Annotated in this window: 16 protein-coding genes; 8 read left to right on the top strand and 8 right to left on the bottom strand. The window is 59.0% G+C overall.

Going from position 1 to position 15,213, the window contains the following annotated elements:
• Positions 1-15: 15 nt before the first annotated feature.
• Complete coding sequence (locus H043_RS0111985; RefSeq protein ID WP_027612073.1) at positions 16-867, bottom strand: MIP/aquaporin family protein; 852 nt, start codon at positions 865-867, stop codon at positions 16-18.
• Positions 868-1,229: 362 nt separating this feature from the next.
• Here H043_RS0111985 and ybaK point away from each other — a divergent pair, with 362 nt between their 5' ends.
• Positions 1,230-1,700 carry a Cys-tRNA(Pro) deacylase gene (ybaK, locus tag H043_RS0111980; RefSeq protein WP_003227741.1) on the top strand — a complete coding sequence of 157 codons (471 nt, stop codon included), beginning with the start codon at positions 1,230-1,232 and terminating at the stop codon, positions 1,698-1,700.
• Between the two features lie 95 nt (positions 1,701-1,795).
• Positions 1,796-2,578: a PhzF family phenazine biosynthesis protein gene (locus tag H043_RS0111975; protein ID WP_027612072.1), complete on the top strand. Its 783-nt coding sequence runs from the start codon at positions 1,796-1,798 to the stop codon at positions 2,576-2,578.
• A 121-nt stretch (positions 2,579-2,699) separates the two neighbouring features.
• On the opposite strand, the gene H043_RS0111970 is transcribed toward H043_RS0111975, so the two are convergent.
• Both H043_RS0111970 and argF read right to left on the bottom strand, forming a co-directional pair.
• Positions 2,700-3,809, bottom strand: a complete 1,110-nt coding sequence (locus tag H043_RS0111970; protein ID WP_027612071.1) for an ABC transporter ATP-binding protein — start codon at positions 3,807-3,809, stop codon at positions 2,700-2,702.
• On the bottom strand, positions 3,806-4,726 hold the full coding sequence (gene argF / locus H043_RS0111965; RefSeq protein ID WP_027612070.1) for an ornithine carbamoyltransferase: 921 nt from the start codon (positions 4,724-4,726) through the stop codon (positions 3,806-3,808). Before argF ends, H043_RS0111970 begins: the two co-directional genes overlap by 4 nt.
• Before the next feature lie 403 nt (positions 4,727-5,129).
• Between argF and H043_RS0111960 the strand changes: the two genes are divergently transcribed.
• The 3 genes from H043_RS0111960 (at position 5,130) to grxD (ending at position 8,099) form a co-directional block, all read left to right on the top strand.
• Entirely contained in the window at positions 5,130-5,420 is a 291-nt protein-coding gene (locus H043_RS0111960) for a hypothetical protein (RefSeq protein WP_027612069.1), read from the top strand.
• 134 nt (positions 5,421-5,554) lie between these two features.
• A complete protein-coding gene (locus H043_RS0111955) occupies positions 5,555-7,660 on the top strand; it encodes a molybdopterin oxidoreductase family protein (RefSeq protein ID WP_027612068.1) in 2,106 nt (701 codons plus the stop codon).
• Positions 7,661-7,757: 97 nt separating this feature from the next.
• The gene (gene grxD / locus H043_RS0111950; protein WP_003227729.1) at positions 7,758-8,099 is read left to right on the top strand and encodes a Grx4 family monothiol glutaredoxin; all 342 of its coding nucleotides are present in this window, start codon (positions 7,758-7,760) and stop codon (positions 8,097-8,099) included.
• A gap of 132 nt (positions 8,100-8,231) precedes the next feature.
• Here the strand turns inward: grxD and bfr are convergent, their stop codons facing one another.
• Both bfr and H043_RS0111940 read right to left on the bottom strand, forming a co-directional pair.
• Positions 8,232-8,705: a bacterioferritin gene (bfr, locus tag H043_RS0111945; RefSeq protein ID WP_007963971.1), complete on the bottom strand. Its 474-nt coding sequence runs from the start codon at positions 8,703-8,705 to the stop codon at positions 8,232-8,234.
• 200 nt (positions 8,706-8,905) lie between these two features.
• Positions 8,906-9,124 (bottom strand): bacterioferritin-associated ferredoxin, encoded by a 219-nt coding sequence (locus H043_RS0111940; RefSeq protein ID WP_003227725.1) that lies wholly within the window; start codon positions 9,122-9,124, stop codon positions 8,906-8,908.
• Between the two features lie 313 nt (positions 9,125-9,437).
• Here H043_RS0111940 and H043_RS0111935 point away from each other — a divergent pair, with 313 nt between their 5' ends.
• The gene (locus tag H043_RS0111935) at positions 9,438-10,040 is read left to right on the top strand and encodes a peroxiredoxin (RefSeq protein ID WP_007963972.1); all 603 of its coding nucleotides are present in this window, start codon (positions 9,438-9,440) and stop codon (positions 10,038-10,040) included.
• A 75-nt stretch (positions 10,041-10,115) separates the two neighbouring features.
• On the opposite strand, the gene rnt is transcribed toward H043_RS0111935, so the two are convergent.
• Both rnt and pyrC read right to left on the bottom strand, forming a co-directional pair.
• On the bottom strand, positions 10,116-10,793 hold the full coding sequence (gene rnt, locus H043_RS0111930) for a ribonuclease T (protein ID WP_007963973.1): 678 nt from the start codon (positions 10,791-10,793) through the stop codon (positions 10,116-10,118).
• Positions 10,790-11,836: a dihydroorotase gene (gene pyrC, locus H043_RS0111925; RefSeq protein WP_027612067.1), complete on the bottom strand. Its 1,047-nt coding sequence runs from the start codon at positions 11,834-11,836 to the stop codon at positions 10,790-10,792. The genes rnt and pyrC overlap by 4 nt, the downstream gene beginning before the upstream one ends.
• Before the next feature lie 160 nt (positions 11,837-11,996).
• Here pyrC and H043_RS0111920 point away from each other — a divergent pair, with 160 nt between their 5' ends.
• Together H043_RS0111920 and H043_RS0111915 are read left to right on the top strand one after the other, a co-directional pair.
• Complete coding sequence (locus tag H043_RS0111920; protein ID WP_027612066.1) at positions 11,997-12,905, top strand: OmpA family protein; 909 nt, start codon at positions 11,997-11,999, stop codon at positions 12,903-12,905.
• Positions 12,906-13,034: 129 nt separating this feature from the next.
• Positions 13,035-14,252, top strand: a complete 1,218-nt coding sequence (locus tag H043_RS0111915; protein WP_027612065.1) for an argininosuccinate synthase — start codon at positions 13,035-13,037, stop codon at positions 14,250-14,252.
• A gap of 149 nt (positions 14,253-14,401) precedes the next feature.
• On the opposite strand, the gene H043_RS0111910 is transcribed toward H043_RS0111915, so the two are convergent.
• The gene (locus H043_RS0111910; RefSeq protein ID WP_027612064.1) at positions 14,402-15,094 is read right to left on the bottom strand and encodes a hypothetical protein; all 693 of its coding nucleotides are present in this window, start codon (positions 15,092-15,094) and stop codon (positions 14,402-14,404) included.
• Positions 15,095-15,213: the final 119 nt, after the last annotated feature.

The raw sequence follows: 15,213 nt of genomic DNA, 5'->3' as shown, positions 1-15,213 counted from the left end.
CCCGCGCCGACTGTTTCAAGAAGTTCTTGGTTTGCCGTCAATGGCCGGTTCTGCATCCTTTGTAGCAGGTGTAGCGCCGGTCAGGTGGCGGGCGATGAGCCCGCGATACCCGGCAGCGCCGAGGCAGGCACCGACAATCGGTGCAAAAATCGGAATCAGGAAGTACGGAATATCGCGGCCGCCAGTGAAGGAAATTTCACCCCAGCCGGCGAAGAAAGTCATCAGTTTCGGACCGAAGTCACGCGCCGGGTTCATCGCAAAACCGGTCAGCGGGCCCATCGAGCTGCCGATTACGGCAATCAGCAAACCGATCAGCAGCGGAGCCATCGGGCCTTTCGGCAGACCGTTGTTGTCATCGGTCAGGGCCATGATCACGCCCATCAGGATCGCGGTGATGATCATCTCGACCAGGAATGCCTGAGCGGTGGACAGTACCGGATTGGGGAAGGTCGAGAACACCGAGGCCAACTCAAGGCTGGCGGCGGTGCCACGCACCATGTGGTGAGTTTGTTCGTAATCGAAGAATAGATTGCTGTACAGCGTGTACACCAACAGCGCACCGCAAAACGCGCCGGCGATCTGCGACAGGATATAGAACGGCAGTTTGCGCTTTTCGAAGTCGGCGAAAATGCTCAGGGCAATGCTCACGGCGGGGTTCAGGTGCGCGCCGGAAACCCCGGCGGTCAAGTAGATCGCCATGCTCACGCCGACGCCCCAGATGATGCTGATTTCCCACAGACCGAAGCTGGCGCCCGCGACTTTGAGCGCGGCGACGCAGCCAGTGCCGAAAAAGATCAGAAGTGCAGTCCCCAGAAACTCGGCCAGGCATTGGCCGGAAAGCGATGGTTGCTGTAAAGCAGTTGTCATTGAAAACCTCGATTTTTGTTGTTGTCTGGCGCGTTTGCCGTCAGGGCAAGGCGCGATTTTCCCCGGGGCAGGATCCCCATCCTGTTCCCGGTTTACTGCTGGGTGCTGCGGTGATGATAATTCTTACATTATTCAGATTCGAAAAAATATAGACAAGAAACAAACCTGTCAAAGGTCGAAAGTGAACCATCGGTCACAATTAAACTATCAGCCTGCTGAATGATCCTGCGGAGGACGGGGGCGATAGCCCGGTGATTCACCTGCAACGCCCGGAAAACGGGGCCTGCGCTAGAGCCTTTTGCGAGGTGATGGCCTAGAATCCGGCGCAGGATTTTTCTGTTGATGCCGAGCCTGGAGCTGCCATGACCCCTGCGTTGGACTTGTTGAAAAAAGTTCGTGCCGAACATCGCGTGCACAGTTACGAACATGACCCCAAGGCCGCGTCCTATGGGCTGGAGGCCGCCGAGAAACTGGCGCTGGAGCCGGCGCAGGTGTTCAAGACGCTGCTCGCTGCCAGCGAAAAAGGTGAATTGCTGGTCGCGGTGGTGCCGGTCGTCGGAAGTCTTGATCTCAAAGGTCTGGCACACGCGGCGGGCGTCAAGAAAGTCGAAATGGCTGACCCGGCTGCGGCGCAGCGTTCCACCGGTTACCTGTTGGGCGGCATCAGTCCGCTGGGGCAGAAGAAGCGTCTGCGCACCTTCATCGATAACTCGGCCCAAGGCTTTGCGACTATTTATGTCAGTGCTGGCCGACGTGGTCTGGAAGTCGAATTGGCGCCGGCGGTTCTGGCTGAACACACCCAGGCCAAATTTGCCGACATCGGTCGTGCATGAACTTGCGTTCTGTATGAAGAAAATTGCCCGGTTCTGTCACTGGCGCTGAGCGCAGCGTGGCTGCATGCTCTGCCGATTCACTCAGGGAGAAGGTTATGCAGCTCGAATTTCATCAGGTTGATGCGTTCAGTGATCGGCCGTTCAGTGGCAACCCGGCGATGGTGTATCGGCTCGATGCATGGCTCGCGGACGATTTGATGCAGAAGATCGCCGCCGAACACAATCTGGCAGAAACCGCGTTCGTGGTGCGCGAAGGCGCGGCGTGGCACATCCGCTGGTTCACCCCGACCACCGAGGTGCCGCTGTGCGGGCATGCCACACTGGCCAGCGCCTATGTGTTGTTCGAGGTCTACAAGGAAAATGCCGAGCGGCTGGACTTCATCTGCAAGTCCGGGCCGCTTAGCGTCAGCCGCGAGGGCGATCGCCTGTGGCTGGACTTCCCGTCGATTGTGCCGTCAGAAATTGGCGTGACGCTGGATGTCGAGCGCGCGCTGGGCGTCGAGGCGGTGGATGTGCTCGGTTCCAATGAATTGTTTGTGGTGCTGGAGTCGGAGCAGGCAGTGCTCGACTGCACGCCGGACATGATTGCACTGGCAAAACTGCCGTGGCTCGGCGCCATCGTGACCGCGCGCGGCAATCAGCACGATTTCGTTTCGCGCTACTTCGCCCCGGCAATCGGCATCAACGAAGATCCGGTGACCGGCTCGACGCATTGCAGCCTGATTCCGTATTGGTCGAAACGTTTGGGCAAATCCAGTTTGACCGCGTGCCAGCGTTCGGCGCGGGGCGGGGAGTTGTTCTGTCGGCTGGAGGGGGAGCGGGTGAAGATCGGCGGGAATGCGACGCTGGTGGCCAGCGGCACGCTGATCCTGGGTTGAACCCAAAACCAAATGTGGGAGCGGGCTTGCTCGCGAATGCGGGGTGTCAGACGACCTCTTCGTTGACTGACACAGCGCATTCGCGAGCAAGCCCGCTCCCACAGTATTGATCCGGGGCGGATCAGAGGGCGGCGCTGTAGCGGCGGACGCCGTTTTCCACCGCCGGGATTTGTGCCGCGGTACTGCCGCTGGCCTGGAACAGGACGAGGTGTTCGGCGGCGACCCGAATCCCCACATCCGCGCCGACCTGATGGTCGGCATGGCTCGGGAAGATCGATTCCAGCTGCGCACCGGTCGGCAGTTGCAGGCGATACAGGGTCGAGGCACCCAGGAACGTCTTGCCGACGATCCGCGCTTTCAACCCGCTGTCCGGCGCATAAACGATGTCATCCGGACGCAGCAATACATCCACCGCACCGCCCACCGGCCAGGTGTAGGCGCGGTTGCCGCGCAGTTCGCCGAGTTCGGTCTGAACCGATTCCGGGCTGCCGAGCTGGCCGCGGATGAAATAACCCTGACCGATGAAGCTGGCGACAAACGGCGTCGCCGGCTCATGGTAAAGGTTGTAGGGCGTATCCCATTGCTCCAGGCGACCTTCCTTGAATACACCAACATGATCGCTGACGGCGAAGGCTTCTTCCTGATCGTGAGTCACCAGAATCGCGCTGGTGCCACGGGCCTTGAGGATGTCACGCACTTCGTGGCTGAGCTTGCGCCGCAGTTCGCCATCGAGGTTGGAGAAGGGCTCGTCGAGCAGCAGCAATTGCGGCTCCGGCGCCAGGGCGCGGGCGAGGGCAACGCGCTGTTGCTGGCCGCCGGAGAGCTCGTGCGGGAAGCGTTTGCCGAGGTTCTTCAGGTTGACCAGTTCCAGCAGCTCCTCGGTGACGCGCTCCTTGTTCGGGTGCTTGCGGATACCGAAGGCGATGTTGTCTGCAACACTCAGGTGCGGGAACAGCGCGTAATCCTGAAACACCATGCCGATCCGGCGTTTCTCCGGCGCCAGGGTGAAACCGGCGCTGGAAATGGTTTCGCCTCCCAGGGTGATTTCACCTTCGTGCACCGGTTCAAAACCGGCAATCGCGCGCAGGGTGGTGGTCTTGCCGCAGCCGGACGAGCCGAGCAGGCAGCCGATGTCACCGGCGTTGAGGTGCAGATTGAGGTTCTGCACCACGCGTTGATCTTGATAGCCGCAAGCGAGGTTGCGCAGATTCAGCAGTAATTCATGGCTCATGCGTGGTGATATGCCGGTTCGACGAGGAACTCGAGCAGGGCCTTCTGTGCGTGGAGACGGTTTTCTGCCTGATCCCAAGCGACAGAGCGCGGGTCATCAAGCAGGTCGAGGCTGATTTCTTCACCGCGGTGCGCTGGCAGGCAGTGCATGAACAGCACATCTTCAGCCGCCAGATCGAGCAGGGCGCGGTTCACCTGGAACGGTGCGAACAGTTTCAGGCGCTTGGCAGTTTCCTCTTCCTGACCCATCGAAGTCCAGACATCGGTGCTCACCAGATGCGCACCGCGCACGGCGTCTTGCGGATCGCGGAGGATGGTCACGCGATCGCCGGCGCGGGCGACGAACTCAGGATTGGGCTCGTAGCCTTGCGGACAGGCAACGCGCAACTGGAAGTCGAACTGGATCGCCGCTTCTATATAGCTGTTGCACATGTTGTTGCCATCGCCGATCCAGGCCACGGTCTTGCCCTGGATCGAGCCACGGTGCTCGAGGAAGGTCTGCATGTCGGCCAGCAACTGGCACGGGTGCAGGTCATCGGACAGGCCGTTGATCACTGGCACGCGCGAGTTGGCGGCGAATTCGGTCAGGGTGCTGTGGGCAAAGGTACGGATCATCACCGCGTCGAGCATGCTTGACATGACGATGGCGCAGTCGCCGATCGGCTCGCCACGGCCCAGTTGGGTGTCACGCGGCGACAGGAAGATCGCCTGGCCACCGAGCTGGATCATGCCGGCCTCGAAGGAGATCCGGGTACGGGTCGAGGATTTCTCGAAGATCATCCCCAGGACGCGGTTTTTCAGCGGCTCGAACAGTACGCCGCGGTTACGCAGGTCCTTGAGCTCAACGCCTCGACGGATCACGCTGACCAGCTCTTCGGGCGTGCAATCCATCAGGGAGAGAAAGTGCCTTGCGCTCATCATTGACTACCTTTTTGCTACAGACCGCAGATGCTCAAAGCCTTGTTTAACGGAACAACGGGCGAGACCTGCGGCGTAAGCCGCACGGGGCGACGAAATTGGGGAAGGCGCGATATTGACACTAAATGTCGCGTTACGCCAATAGGCTACGGTTTTTGCGGGATTCGGAGGGCGCACGGGATGTTGCAGTACGCATTTGAAGCCGGGTTCAGGACAGCAGCGAGCCTCTTTGTACACCGGCCTCGCGGGGCTTGGCAATGCGGCGTGGCGGGGATCACGTCGACCAGGTCGGTTTACGACCGTGGCGCCATGCCATCACTTGGTCGGATGCTCAGACTGAAACATTTGCTAAAGCAAAGTGCTGGGTTATAAATAAGTTTCGAGCGACGCAGGAAGCCTCCGCATGGAATCGAAAGAAAAACTGTTAATGGAACTGCTGGGCCACACAGCTCGCTCACTGACCCATCTCACCGCGTCGGTCACTTCGATGTCTTTCGAGCTGCTGCGCAGCGAGGACGAAGTGGTCAAGACCGCCGGCCGCCACATGATCGATCGCATGGCGACCATCAGTGCCGGGCTCGACGAGCACTGGCGGTTGATCGGCGAACTCACCGGCGTGCACGTCGCCCACGAGCAGATCGAAACCATTCAGGAAATTCAGTTGGCCGCGCCGCCGCAGCTGCCGTCGAACTGAGCATGGCGGTGTATCGGCTCGCCTGATAACCGTCGATTCACAAGACGAACGTCGCTGGCGCAGGATCTGCGCCGGGGCCATAGTTTTGTTCCCGCGGGCCTGATTGCCTGCCCAGAACAAGACAGAGACTGGCCATGACCAAGACTCTCCATCACCGTGCCTGCCACCTGTGCGAAGCCATCTGCGGTCTGACCATCGAGACCACCGAAACCGATGGCAACGTCGCGATCACCTCGATCAAGGGTGACGCGCTTGACACGTTCAGTCGTGGGCACATCTGCCCCAAGGCCGTGGCCCTGCAAGACATCCAGAATGATCCCGATCGCCTGCGCCAGCCGATGCGCCGGGTCGGCAGCGAATGGCTGCCGATCGAGTGGGACGAGGCCTTTGCGCTGGTGGCCGAGCGTCTGGCGGCGATTCAAGAGCGTCACGGGCAGAATGCGGTGGCGGTCTACCAAGGCAACCCGAGCGTGCACAACTATGGGCTGATGACCCACAGCAACTACTTTCTCGGCCTGCTGAAGACGCGCAATCGCTTCTCGGCGACTTCGGTCGATCAGTTGCCGCATCACCTGAGCAGTTACCTGATGTACGGCCATGGCTTGCTGCTGCCGATCCCGGACATCGATCACACCGATTTCATGCTGATCCTCGGCGGCAACCCGCTGGCATCGAACGGCAGCATCATGACCGTGCCGGATGTCGAGAAACGCCTGAAGGCGATTCAGGCGCGTGGCGGCAAAGTGGTGGTGGTCGATCCCCGGCGCAGCGAAACGGCAGCTATCGCCGATCAGCACTTGTTTGTGCGGCCGGGTGGCGACGCGGCGCTGTTGTTTGGCTTACTCAATACGCTTTTCAGCGAAGGGCTGACCCGTGACTGTCACTTGCCGGTTGATGGCCTTGATGAAGTGCGCGCAGCCGTCGCCACGTTCACTGCCGAAGCCATGAGCCCGCTGTGCGCCGTTCCCGCTGAACAGATCCGCCAACTGGCCCGGGACTTCGCCGCTGCACCAAGCGCTGTTTGCTACGGCCGGATGGGCGTTTCCACTCAGGCCTTCGGCACGCTATGCCATTGGGTCGTGCAGTTGATCAATCTGGTGACTGGCAATCTCGATCGCGTCGGCGGTGCCTTGTGCACAGAGCCAGCGGTGGATCTGGTGGCATCGACCTCGGGCGGGCATTTCAACAAATGGCAAAGCCGGGTCTCCGGGCGCCCCGAGTACGGCGGCGAGCTGCCGGTGGCGGCGCTGGCTGAAGAGATGCTCACCGAAGGCGAAGGGCAGATTCGTGCGCTGATCACCGTGGCCGGCAATCCGGTGTTGTCGACACCGAACGGCCGGCAACTGGAGCAGGCGCTCGATGGTCTGGAGTTCATGCTCAGCATCGACCTGTACATTAACGAAACCACGCGCTACGCCGATCTGATTCTGCCGTCGACCTCGGCGCTGGAGAACGATCATTACGACACTACTTTCAATCTGTTCGCGGTACGCAACGTCACCCGCTTCAACCGCGCGATTCTCGCCAAGCCCGAGGGCGCATTACACGACTGGGAGATCTTTGTCGGCCTGGCCAAGGCGTTTGCCGAGAAGACCGGCAAGGAGCTGAAACCGACGATGCCGCCGGCGAAGATGATCGACATGGGCCTGCGCATGGGCCTGTATGGCGATGCGTCCGAGCAAAAGCTGTCATTGGCGACGTTGTTCGATCATCCGCACGGGATTGATCTTGGGGCGTTGAAGCCTAATCTGGCTGCACGCCTCAAGACGCCGAATCAACGGGTGCAGGCTGCGCCGCCGGAAATTCTCGCTGATCTCGCACGCTTTGCGGCCTTGCAGGCGCCGGCCGCTGATGAGCTGTTGATGATCGGCCGGCGCCATGTGCGCAGCAACAATTCGTGGATGCATAACTACCATCGTCTGGTGAAGGGCAAGCCACGACATCAATTGCTGATGCACCCGGATGACCTCGCCAGCCGGGGGCTCAACGATGGTCAGTTAGTTCGCGTCAGCTCGCGGGTAGGGCAGATCGAGGTCGAGGTGCTCGGCAGTCTGGACATGATGAAGGGCGTGGTCAGCCTGCCGCACGGTTGGGGACATGCTCGGCCGGGCGTGCAAATGGCAATCGCCAGTGGGCAGCCGGGATCGAGTGCCAACGACCTGACCGATGAATGCCAGCTCGACGAGTTGTCGGGTAACGCCGCGCTCAATGGCGTGCCGGTGACGGTGGCAGCGGCCTGAACGAGACCGTCGGGGAGACCGAGCATGGCGCTCGGGATTCCGTTACAATGCGTCACCGTGCCGACCCATGAGTCGGAAAGTTCAGCCGAGGTGCTCCATGGATATCATCGAAACGATTAAAGAGCAGATTGCCAACAACACCATTCTGCTTTACATGAAAGGCTCGCCGAATGCCCCGCAGTGTGGCTTCTCCGCGAAAGCTGCGCAGGCTGTAATGGGCTGTGGCGAGAAGTTCGCCTACGTCGACATCCTGCAGAACCCGGAAATCCGCGCCAACCTGCCAAAGTACGCCAACTGGCCGACTTTCCCGCAACTGTGGGTCGGCGGTGAGCTGGTCGGCGGTAGCGACATCATGGCTGAAATGTTCGCCAACGGTGAGCTGCAGACTCTGGTCAAGGAAGCATCGGCCAAGGCTGCTGCGGCCAAGTCCGAAGCCTGATCCGGTTTTTGTGGGAGCGAGCAAGCTCGCTCCCACAGGGATCTGCATCTGATCCGGGATTTGCCAATAAAAAGCCCCGCACCTCGAAAGAGGGCGGGGCTTTTTAGTGTCGCGAATTCAGCGGGCGCTTATTTACTCTTCGCCCATCTGCGATTGCAGATAGTTCTCAAGACCGACTTTATCGATCAGGCCCAGTTGGGTTTCCAGCCAGTCGATATGCTCTTCTTCGGATTCGAGAATGTCTTCGAGCAGTTCACGGCTGCCAAAGTCGCCAACCGATTCGCAATGGGCGATGGCGGCTTTCAGATCGGCGTGGCCGGTCTTCTCGATGCGCAGGTCGCATTCCAGCATTTCCCGGGTATGCTCGCCGATGTGCAGCTTGCCCAGGTCCTGGACGTTCGGCAGGCCTTCGAGGAACAGGATGCGCTTGATCAGCTTGTCCGCGTGTTTCATCTCGTCGATGGATTCGTGGTACTCGTGCTTGCCCAGCTTGTTCAGGCCCCAATCTTCATACATGCGCGCATGCAGGAAGTACTGATTGATCGCGACCAGTTCATTGGCAAGGATCTTGTTGAGATGCTGGATGACTGTAATGTCGCCTTTCATGATGGGAGTCCTGCCCTGTAATAGCTGTATATAAGGCGGAGTTTGAGCTTGGTATTTATAAGTGTCAAACCTAAGTTATTGAATAATAAATGAAATTAAATCTGAATAAGAATGTTTGTGTTCCGCGTCTAGCGTCTAACCGATTGATTTGCGGGCATAAAAAAACCGGACATAAGTCCGGTTCTTCGAAATGGGGGCAATTACGCGGCAGTAAATTCTACCGGATAGGGGATTGCGGCCTGAGCGGTTTGCAACTTGGTCAGGGTTTCGCGAACCACTTCCTTGGCAAGGCACGCACATTTGCCGCATTGGCTGGCGACGCCGGTGGCCTGGCGGACTTCTTTGTAGCTGCAGCAACCTTCATAGATCGCTTCGCGGATTTGTCCGTCGGTGACGCCAGTGCAGAGACAAACATACATAAGTGAGAACCGTCGCTGGTTGTGACTCAATTGCGATGGATCTTAATGTTAACGAGAATGATTGTCAAAGTGCTTTCTGAATGGTTTTCGATCGAAAGGCGGGTCACTGACGAACGGTGATTAATGGCGAATTGCCTGGCCCCAAAAATGCTGGTCCGTTATCCGTCTTGGGCAAAAAACCGTTAAGGACAGGCGAAAAACGCAGTGTATGATGGTCGGCCCTTGCGAAGAGGATTCGTGTCACAGGGCTGTCGCCTCAGGGTGGCAGGCTGGCCCGGACCCTGAACTTCAAGTTATTCACCAGGAGATATCCATGAGCGTACTCGTAGGCAAACAAGCCCCTGACTTCACCGTCCCGGCCGTACTCGGCAATGGTGAGATCGTTGACAGCTTCACCCTGTCCTCGGCCATCAAAGGCAAATACGGCCTGGTGTTCTTCTACCCACTGGACTTCACCTTCGTCTGCCCGTCCGAGCTGATCGCTCTGGACAACCGCATGGCTGACTTCAAAGCGCGTAACGTGGAAGTGGTTGCCGTGTCGATCGATTCGCACTTCACCCACAACGCCTGGCGCAACACCCCGGTCAACAACGGCGGCATCGGCCAGGTGAAATACACCATGGCTGCCGACATGAAGCACGAAATCGCCAAGGCCTACGACGTTGAGTCCGAAGGCGGCGTGGCTTTCCGTGGCGCGTTCCTGATCGACGACAAGGGCGTTGTCCGCTCGCAGATCATCAACGACCTGCCGCTGGGCCGTAACATGGAAGAGCTGATCCGTCTGGTCGACGCGCTGCAATTCCACGAAGAGCACGGCGAAGTCTGCCCTGCCAACTGGAAAAAAGGCGACAAAGGCATGAACGCTTCGCCAGAAGGCGTTGCGGCTTACCTGACCGAGAACGCTGCTGCCCTGTAAGGCGCAACGTCGCGGTACAAAAAAACCGGCCCATGTGGCCGGTTTTTTTATGCGCGGGATTCGCCCGAACGAGGATCAGTCGTCGAAGTCTTCCCAGCCGCCCATCTGTTTCCAGCGGTTGACGATGCCGCAGAACAGCTCGGCGGTCTTCTCGGTGTCGTAACGCGCCGAATGCGCTTCACGGCCGTCGAAGTCGATGTCCGCTGCCTGACAGGCCTTGGCCAGCACGGTTTGACCGTAAGCCAGACCGGCCAGCGTCGCGGTGTCGAAGCTGGAGAACGGGTGGAACGGATTGCGCTTCATGTCCAGACGCGCAACCGCAGCATTCAGGAAGCCAAGGTCGAAGCTGCTGTTATGCCCGACCAGAATCGCGCGCTTGCAGCCATTGGCCTTCAGCGCTTTGCGGATGCCACGGAAGATGTCGGTCAGCGCGGTTTCTTCGCTGACCGCCATGCGCAGCGGGTGATCGAGCTTGATCCCGGTGAATTCCAGCGCTGCCGCTTCGATGTTCGCGCCTTCGAACGGCTCGACACGGAAGAAGTAGGTGTGGTCCGGGTAAACGAAACCCTTTTCGTCCATGGCGATGGTGGTCGCGGCAATCTCCAGCAGAGCGTCGGTGGCCGAGTTGAAGCCACCGGTCTCTACGTCGACGACAACCGGCAGGTAACCGCGAAAACGTGCTGCCATCGGGTGACGGGAACCGCCGCCGCCACCTTGACCGTCCAGTTCGTCGTCGAAATGGTCTTCACTCACGCGTGTTCCTCCAGCAGGCGCCAGCGCAGTTTTTCACCGGCGCGCAGCGGGATAACGTTCAGCTCGCCAAATGGCAGGCTGGTCGGGGCGGTCCATTCTTCGCGAACCAGGGTGATGCGATCGGTGTTGGTCGGCAGACCGTAGAAACGCGGGCCGTTGAGGCTGGCGAACGCTTCGAGCTTGTCCAGCGCGTTGCGCTGTTCGAAGGCTTCGGCATACAGCTCGATGGCGGCGTACGCGGTGTAGCAGCCGGCGCAACCGCAGGCGGCTTCCTTGGCGTGCTGGGCGTGCGGCGCCGAGTCGGTACCGAGGAAGAACTTCGCGCTGCCGCTGGTGGCGGCGTCGAGCAGGGCTTCCTGATGGGTATTACGCTTGAGGATCGGCAGGCAATAGAAGTGCGGCCGAATCCCGCCCACCAGCATGTGGTTGCGGTTGTACAGCAGGTGATGCGCGGTGATGGTGGCGCCGACGTTGGCCGAAGCCTCGTTGACGAACTGCACCGCGTCGTCGGTGGTGATGTGTTCGAACACCACTTTGAGCGTCGGGAAACGCTCGACGACACGGCGCATGTGTTCATCGATGAAAATCTTTTCGCGGTCGAAGACGTCGACATCGCCACGGGTGACCTCGCCGTGGATCAGCAGCGGCATGCCGACTTCGGCCATGGCTTCCAGCGCCGGGAAGATCTTGTCGATGCTGGTCACGCCGGAATCGGAGTTGGTGGTGGCGCCGGCCGGGTACAGTTTGGCGGCGTGCACGAAACCGCTGGCCTTGGCCTCACGAATTTCTTCGGGCTGGGTGCGGTCGGTGAGGTACAGCACCATCAGCGGTTCGAAACGACTGCCGGCCGGGCGGGCAGCGAGAATCCGCTGGCGATAGCCGTCGGCTTCAGCGGCGTTGCGCACCGGTGGTACCAGGTTGGGCATGATGATGGCGCGGCCAAAGGTGCGCGCAACATCGGCAACGGTATTGGTCAACACGGCACCATCGCGAAGATGAATGTGCCAGTCGTCGGGACGCAGCAGGGTCAGGCGGTCGGACATGAGGGGATTCCAGGCGGGTCAAACTGAGGGGAATGCTACCGGAAAAGACTCTTGCAGGCACCCGCTATCAAGTTTTGCAGGAACCTTCCGATATCCCGTAGGTATGCCGTAAACATAGTGTGAATCGGTCTTTGTGTTACAGAAGCCAATGGAGCCTCCCGTGCGCCAGCGATATTTAGCCTTGCTCAGTGTGTTTGCCAGCCTCCCCGCGATGGCGCTGACCTACCAGACGCGTCTGGAGAACATTGAGTGGACGGTCGAGGGCGACAAGTTCGAGTGCCGCCTGACCCAGCCGATCACCGATTTCGGCTCGGGCCAGTTCGTGCGCAAAGCCGGCGAACAAGCGATATTCCGCCTGAATGCCTACAACGCCATGCTCGGCGGCGGTTCGGCGACGTTGCTTGCCGCGGCGGCACCATGGCAGCCGGGGCGCAACGACATCAATCTGGGCAGCGTCAGGATCGGTACCGGCAACGTGCTGTTCAACAGTTCGCAATCCCAGGCCGGCGGGCTGATCAGTGGTTTACTCGACGGTCGCAGCCCGGTGGTGCGGCGTGCCTCCGGCGATGGCCGGGTTTCGGAAGTGCGTCTGCTGCCGGTGAAGTTCAGCAAAGCGTTCAATGATTACCAGACGTGTGTGGCGAAGTTGCTGCCGCAGAATTTCGATCAGGTGAAGCAATCGCAGATCGGCTTCCCCGGCGAAGGCACCGATCTGGATGCCCCCGCCAAAGCCAAGCTGCAGGTGATGCTCGAGTTCATGAAGGCCGATCCGACGGTCAATCACATCGAACTGGATGGCTACTCCGACAACAGCGGCAACCGTCTGACCAACCGTGAGCTGTCGCGTCGTCGCGCGCTGGCGGTGGTCGACTTTTTCAAGGCCAACGGCATCGCCGAATCGCAGATCACCGTGCGTTTCCACGGCGAGCAATACCCGCTGGTGCCGAACAACAATGCGGCCAATCGGGCGAAGAATCGTCGGGTCAGTGTGAAGCTCGCGCGAGTCGCGCCGACTACCGCGCCAGCACCGCAAGCCAGCACACCTGCCAACGCCGCGGCGACTTCCTGACCCGCCGGTCATCGTCGCGCTGTCGACAGATTCTGTCGCTTTGTCGTCTTAAGCTGTCGCGCCTCTGTAAATTATCGGATTTGAGCGGTAGACTCCTCGGCTTTCCGTAGAACCCCGTGGAGTGATGGCATGGCGGACGTAAACAAGGTCGTTCTGGCGTATTCCGGCGGCCTGGACACTTCGGTGATCCTCAAGTGGCTGCAGGATACTTATAACTGTGAAGTGGTGACCTTCACCGCTGACCTGGGTCAGGGCGAAGAGGTCGAGCCGGCTCGCGCCAAGGCTCAGGCCATGGGCGTCAAAGAAATCTACATCGACGACCTGCGCGAAGAATTCGTGCGTGACTTCGTGTTCCCGATGTTCCGCGCCAACACCGTTTACGAAGGCGAGTACCTGCTGGGTACTTCCATCGCACGTCCGCTGATCGCCAAACGCCTGATCGAAATCGCCAACGAAACCGGCGCCGACGCCATTTCCCATGGCGCCACCGGCAAGGGCAACGACCAGGTGCGTTTCGAACTGGGTGCCTACGCACTCAAGCCTGGCGTTAAAGTGATTGCGCCATGGCGTGAGTGGGACCTGCTGTCCCGCGAGAAGCTGATGGACTACGCCGAGAAGCACGCGATCCCGATCGAGCGTCATGGCAAGAAGAAGTCCCCTTACTCGATGGACGCCAACCTGCTGCACATCTCCTATGAAGGCGGCGTGCTGGAAGACACCTGGACCGAGCACGAAGAAGACATGTGGCGCTGGACCGTCTCCCCGGAGAAGGCTCCCGACACCCCGCAATACCTGGAACTGACCTACCGCAACGGCGATATCGTCGCGCTGGACGGCGTCGAAATGACTCCGGCCACCGTACTGGCAACGCTGAACAAGATCGGTGGCGCTCACGGTATCGGTCGTCTGGACATCGTTGAAAACCGTTACGTGGGCATGAAGTCCCGTGGCTGCTACGAAACCCCGGGCGGCACGATCATGCTGCGCGCGCACCGCGCCATTGAATCGATCACCCTGGACCGCGAAGTCGCTCACCTCAAAGACGAGCTGATGCCGAAATACGCCAGCCTGATCTACACCGGTTACTGGTGGAGCCCGGAGCGTCTGATGCTGCAACAGATGATCGATGCTTCGCAGGTCAACGTGAACGGTGTGGTTCGCCTGAAACTGTACAAGGGCAACGTGATCGTTACCGGCCGCAAGTCCGACGATTCGCTGTTCGACGCCAATATCGCGACCTTCGAAGAAGACGGCGGCGCCTACAATCAGGCCGACGCGGCGGGCTTCATCAAGCTCAACGCGCTGCGCATGCGCATTGCTGCCAACAAAGGCCGCAAGCTGTTCTAAGCCTTGCAGGGCTGTAAAAATGGCGGCTTGTCTCAATGACAATGCCGCCATTTCTTTTCTGTGTTTGTCTGACGTTAATCCAGAGCTTTGGTCATTGCCGCCAACTCCAGCATTTACTTGAATGTCCACTTCAGGCATCTACTCTACGCTCATGCTCCTCTCAAAACCGTGGTGGTTTGTGTGCTTACGTTGTAAGCAACGAGAAGTTTGGCGCCTCCGCTTTTTTTCGACTGTTTGATAAGGCTCGGGATAATTTGCTTGAGCAAAACGTCGCACGCAGAGTCGGTCAAAAATACCACTGCCTTGGCTGAGTGTTTGCCAAGATGCGGAAAGTGTTCTGCCAGCGCATGGAACGCCTGTGCGCTACTCAACCGACGTACGTCTATAGCGCACAATGTGCCGATGGATTTAGGCAGCTGAATGTTGTGCTCAATCCACGGTCGCTCCGGGCAGGATTCGTCAGCGCTGCAAGGAGGGAGTTGCCTGAGGTCAACGCTATGAACAGACAACGTCCACTCCAATCCGTTGGCAGCTGATACTTCGCCTACCACTGGAGGCGAACAGGAGTGGAGCTCGGGCTGTTTCAACTCCTCGAAACTTTTTAGAAAACTGTCGTCCTTATCGAAGTCCGAGGGCGCATAGAGCGAACGGTAGTTGAAGTTCAGCGTTAAAAAGAATAGCAATAGCAAGTAAAACGGAAAGCTGATCAGGAACCAGATGTAGACTTCTCTTTCGGCGTTATCAAGAAAGGGTAAGGAAATGGCAGCCGACGATTCGGAAATAAATGCAAATATCGCAATTACAGTCATGGGATTGGTAATTTTTCTTCTGATTTTTATCATGGAAGGTGCTCATTAATTGTGTGTTTCCAATACGTATGTTGAGTTGTTTTGTATGGGGTGTTGCAACTTGCTGGTCGAGATAATTTTTATATTAAATGATAACGTTTGGATAGAAGTAT

The sequence above is a fragment of the Pseudomonas sp. URIL14HWK12:I6 genome, from assembly GCF_000514195.1.
Lineage (GTDB): Bacteria > Pseudomonadota > Gammaproteobacteria > Pseudomonadales > Pseudomonadaceae > Aquipseudomonas > Aquipseudomonas putida_A.
The sequence above is the reverse complement of the archived record's forward strand: the minus strand, read 5'-3'. Positions and strand labels throughout refer to the sequence as shown.

Coding starts and splice junctions, on each gene's coding strand:
- H043_RS0111985 (WP_027612073.1), bottom strand. CDS start 867: ATGACAACTGCTTTACAGCAACCATCGCTTTCCGGCCAATGCCTGGCC.
- H043_RS0111940 (WP_003227725.1), bottom strand. CDS start 9,124: ATGTATGTTTGTCTCTGCACTGGCGTCACCGACGGACAAATCCGCGAA.
- H043_RS0111960 (WP_027612069.1), top strand. CDS start 5,130: ATGGAATCGAAAGAAAAACTGTTAATGGAACTGCTGGGCCACACAGCT.
- grxD (WP_003227729.1), top strand. CDS start 7,758: ATGGATATCATCGAAACGATTAAAGAGCAGATTGCCAACAACACCATT.
- argF (WP_027612070.1), bottom strand. CDS start 4,726: ATGAGCGCAAGGCACTTTCTCTCCCTGATGGATTGCACGCCCGAAGAG.
- H043_RS0111955 (WP_027612068.1), top strand. CDS start 5,555: ATGACCAAGACTCTCCATCACCGTGCCTGCCACCTGTGCGAAGCCATC.
- H043_RS0111935 (WP_007963972.1), top strand. CDS start 9,438: ATGAGCGTACTCGTAGGCAAACAAGCCCCTGACTTCACCGTCCCGGCC.
- H043_RS0111975 (WP_027612072.1), top strand. CDS start 1,796: ATGCAGCTCGAATTTCATCAGGTTGATGCGTTCAGTGATCGGCCGTTC.
- bfr (WP_007963971.1), bottom strand. CDS start 8,705: ATGAAAGGCGACATTACAGTCATCCAGCATCTCAACAAGATCCTTGCC.
- H043_RS0111970 (WP_027612071.1), bottom strand. CDS start 3,809: ATGAGCCATGAATTACTGCTGAATCTGCGCAACCTCGCTTGCGGCTAT.
- ybaK (WP_003227741.1), top strand. CDS start 1,230: ATGACCCCTGCGTTGGACTTGTTGAAAAAAGTTCGTGCCGAACATCGC.
- H043_RS0111915 (WP_027612065.1), top strand. CDS start 13,035: ATGGCGGACGTAAACAAGGTCGTTCTGGCGTATTCCGGCGGCCTGGAC.
- H043_RS0111910 (WP_027612064.1), bottom strand. CDS start 15,094: ATGATAAAAATCAGAAGAAAAATTACCAATCCCATGACTGTAATTGCG.
- pyrC (WP_027612067.1), bottom strand. CDS start 11,836: ATGTCCGACCGCCTGACCCTGCTGCGTCCCGACGACTGGCACATTCAT.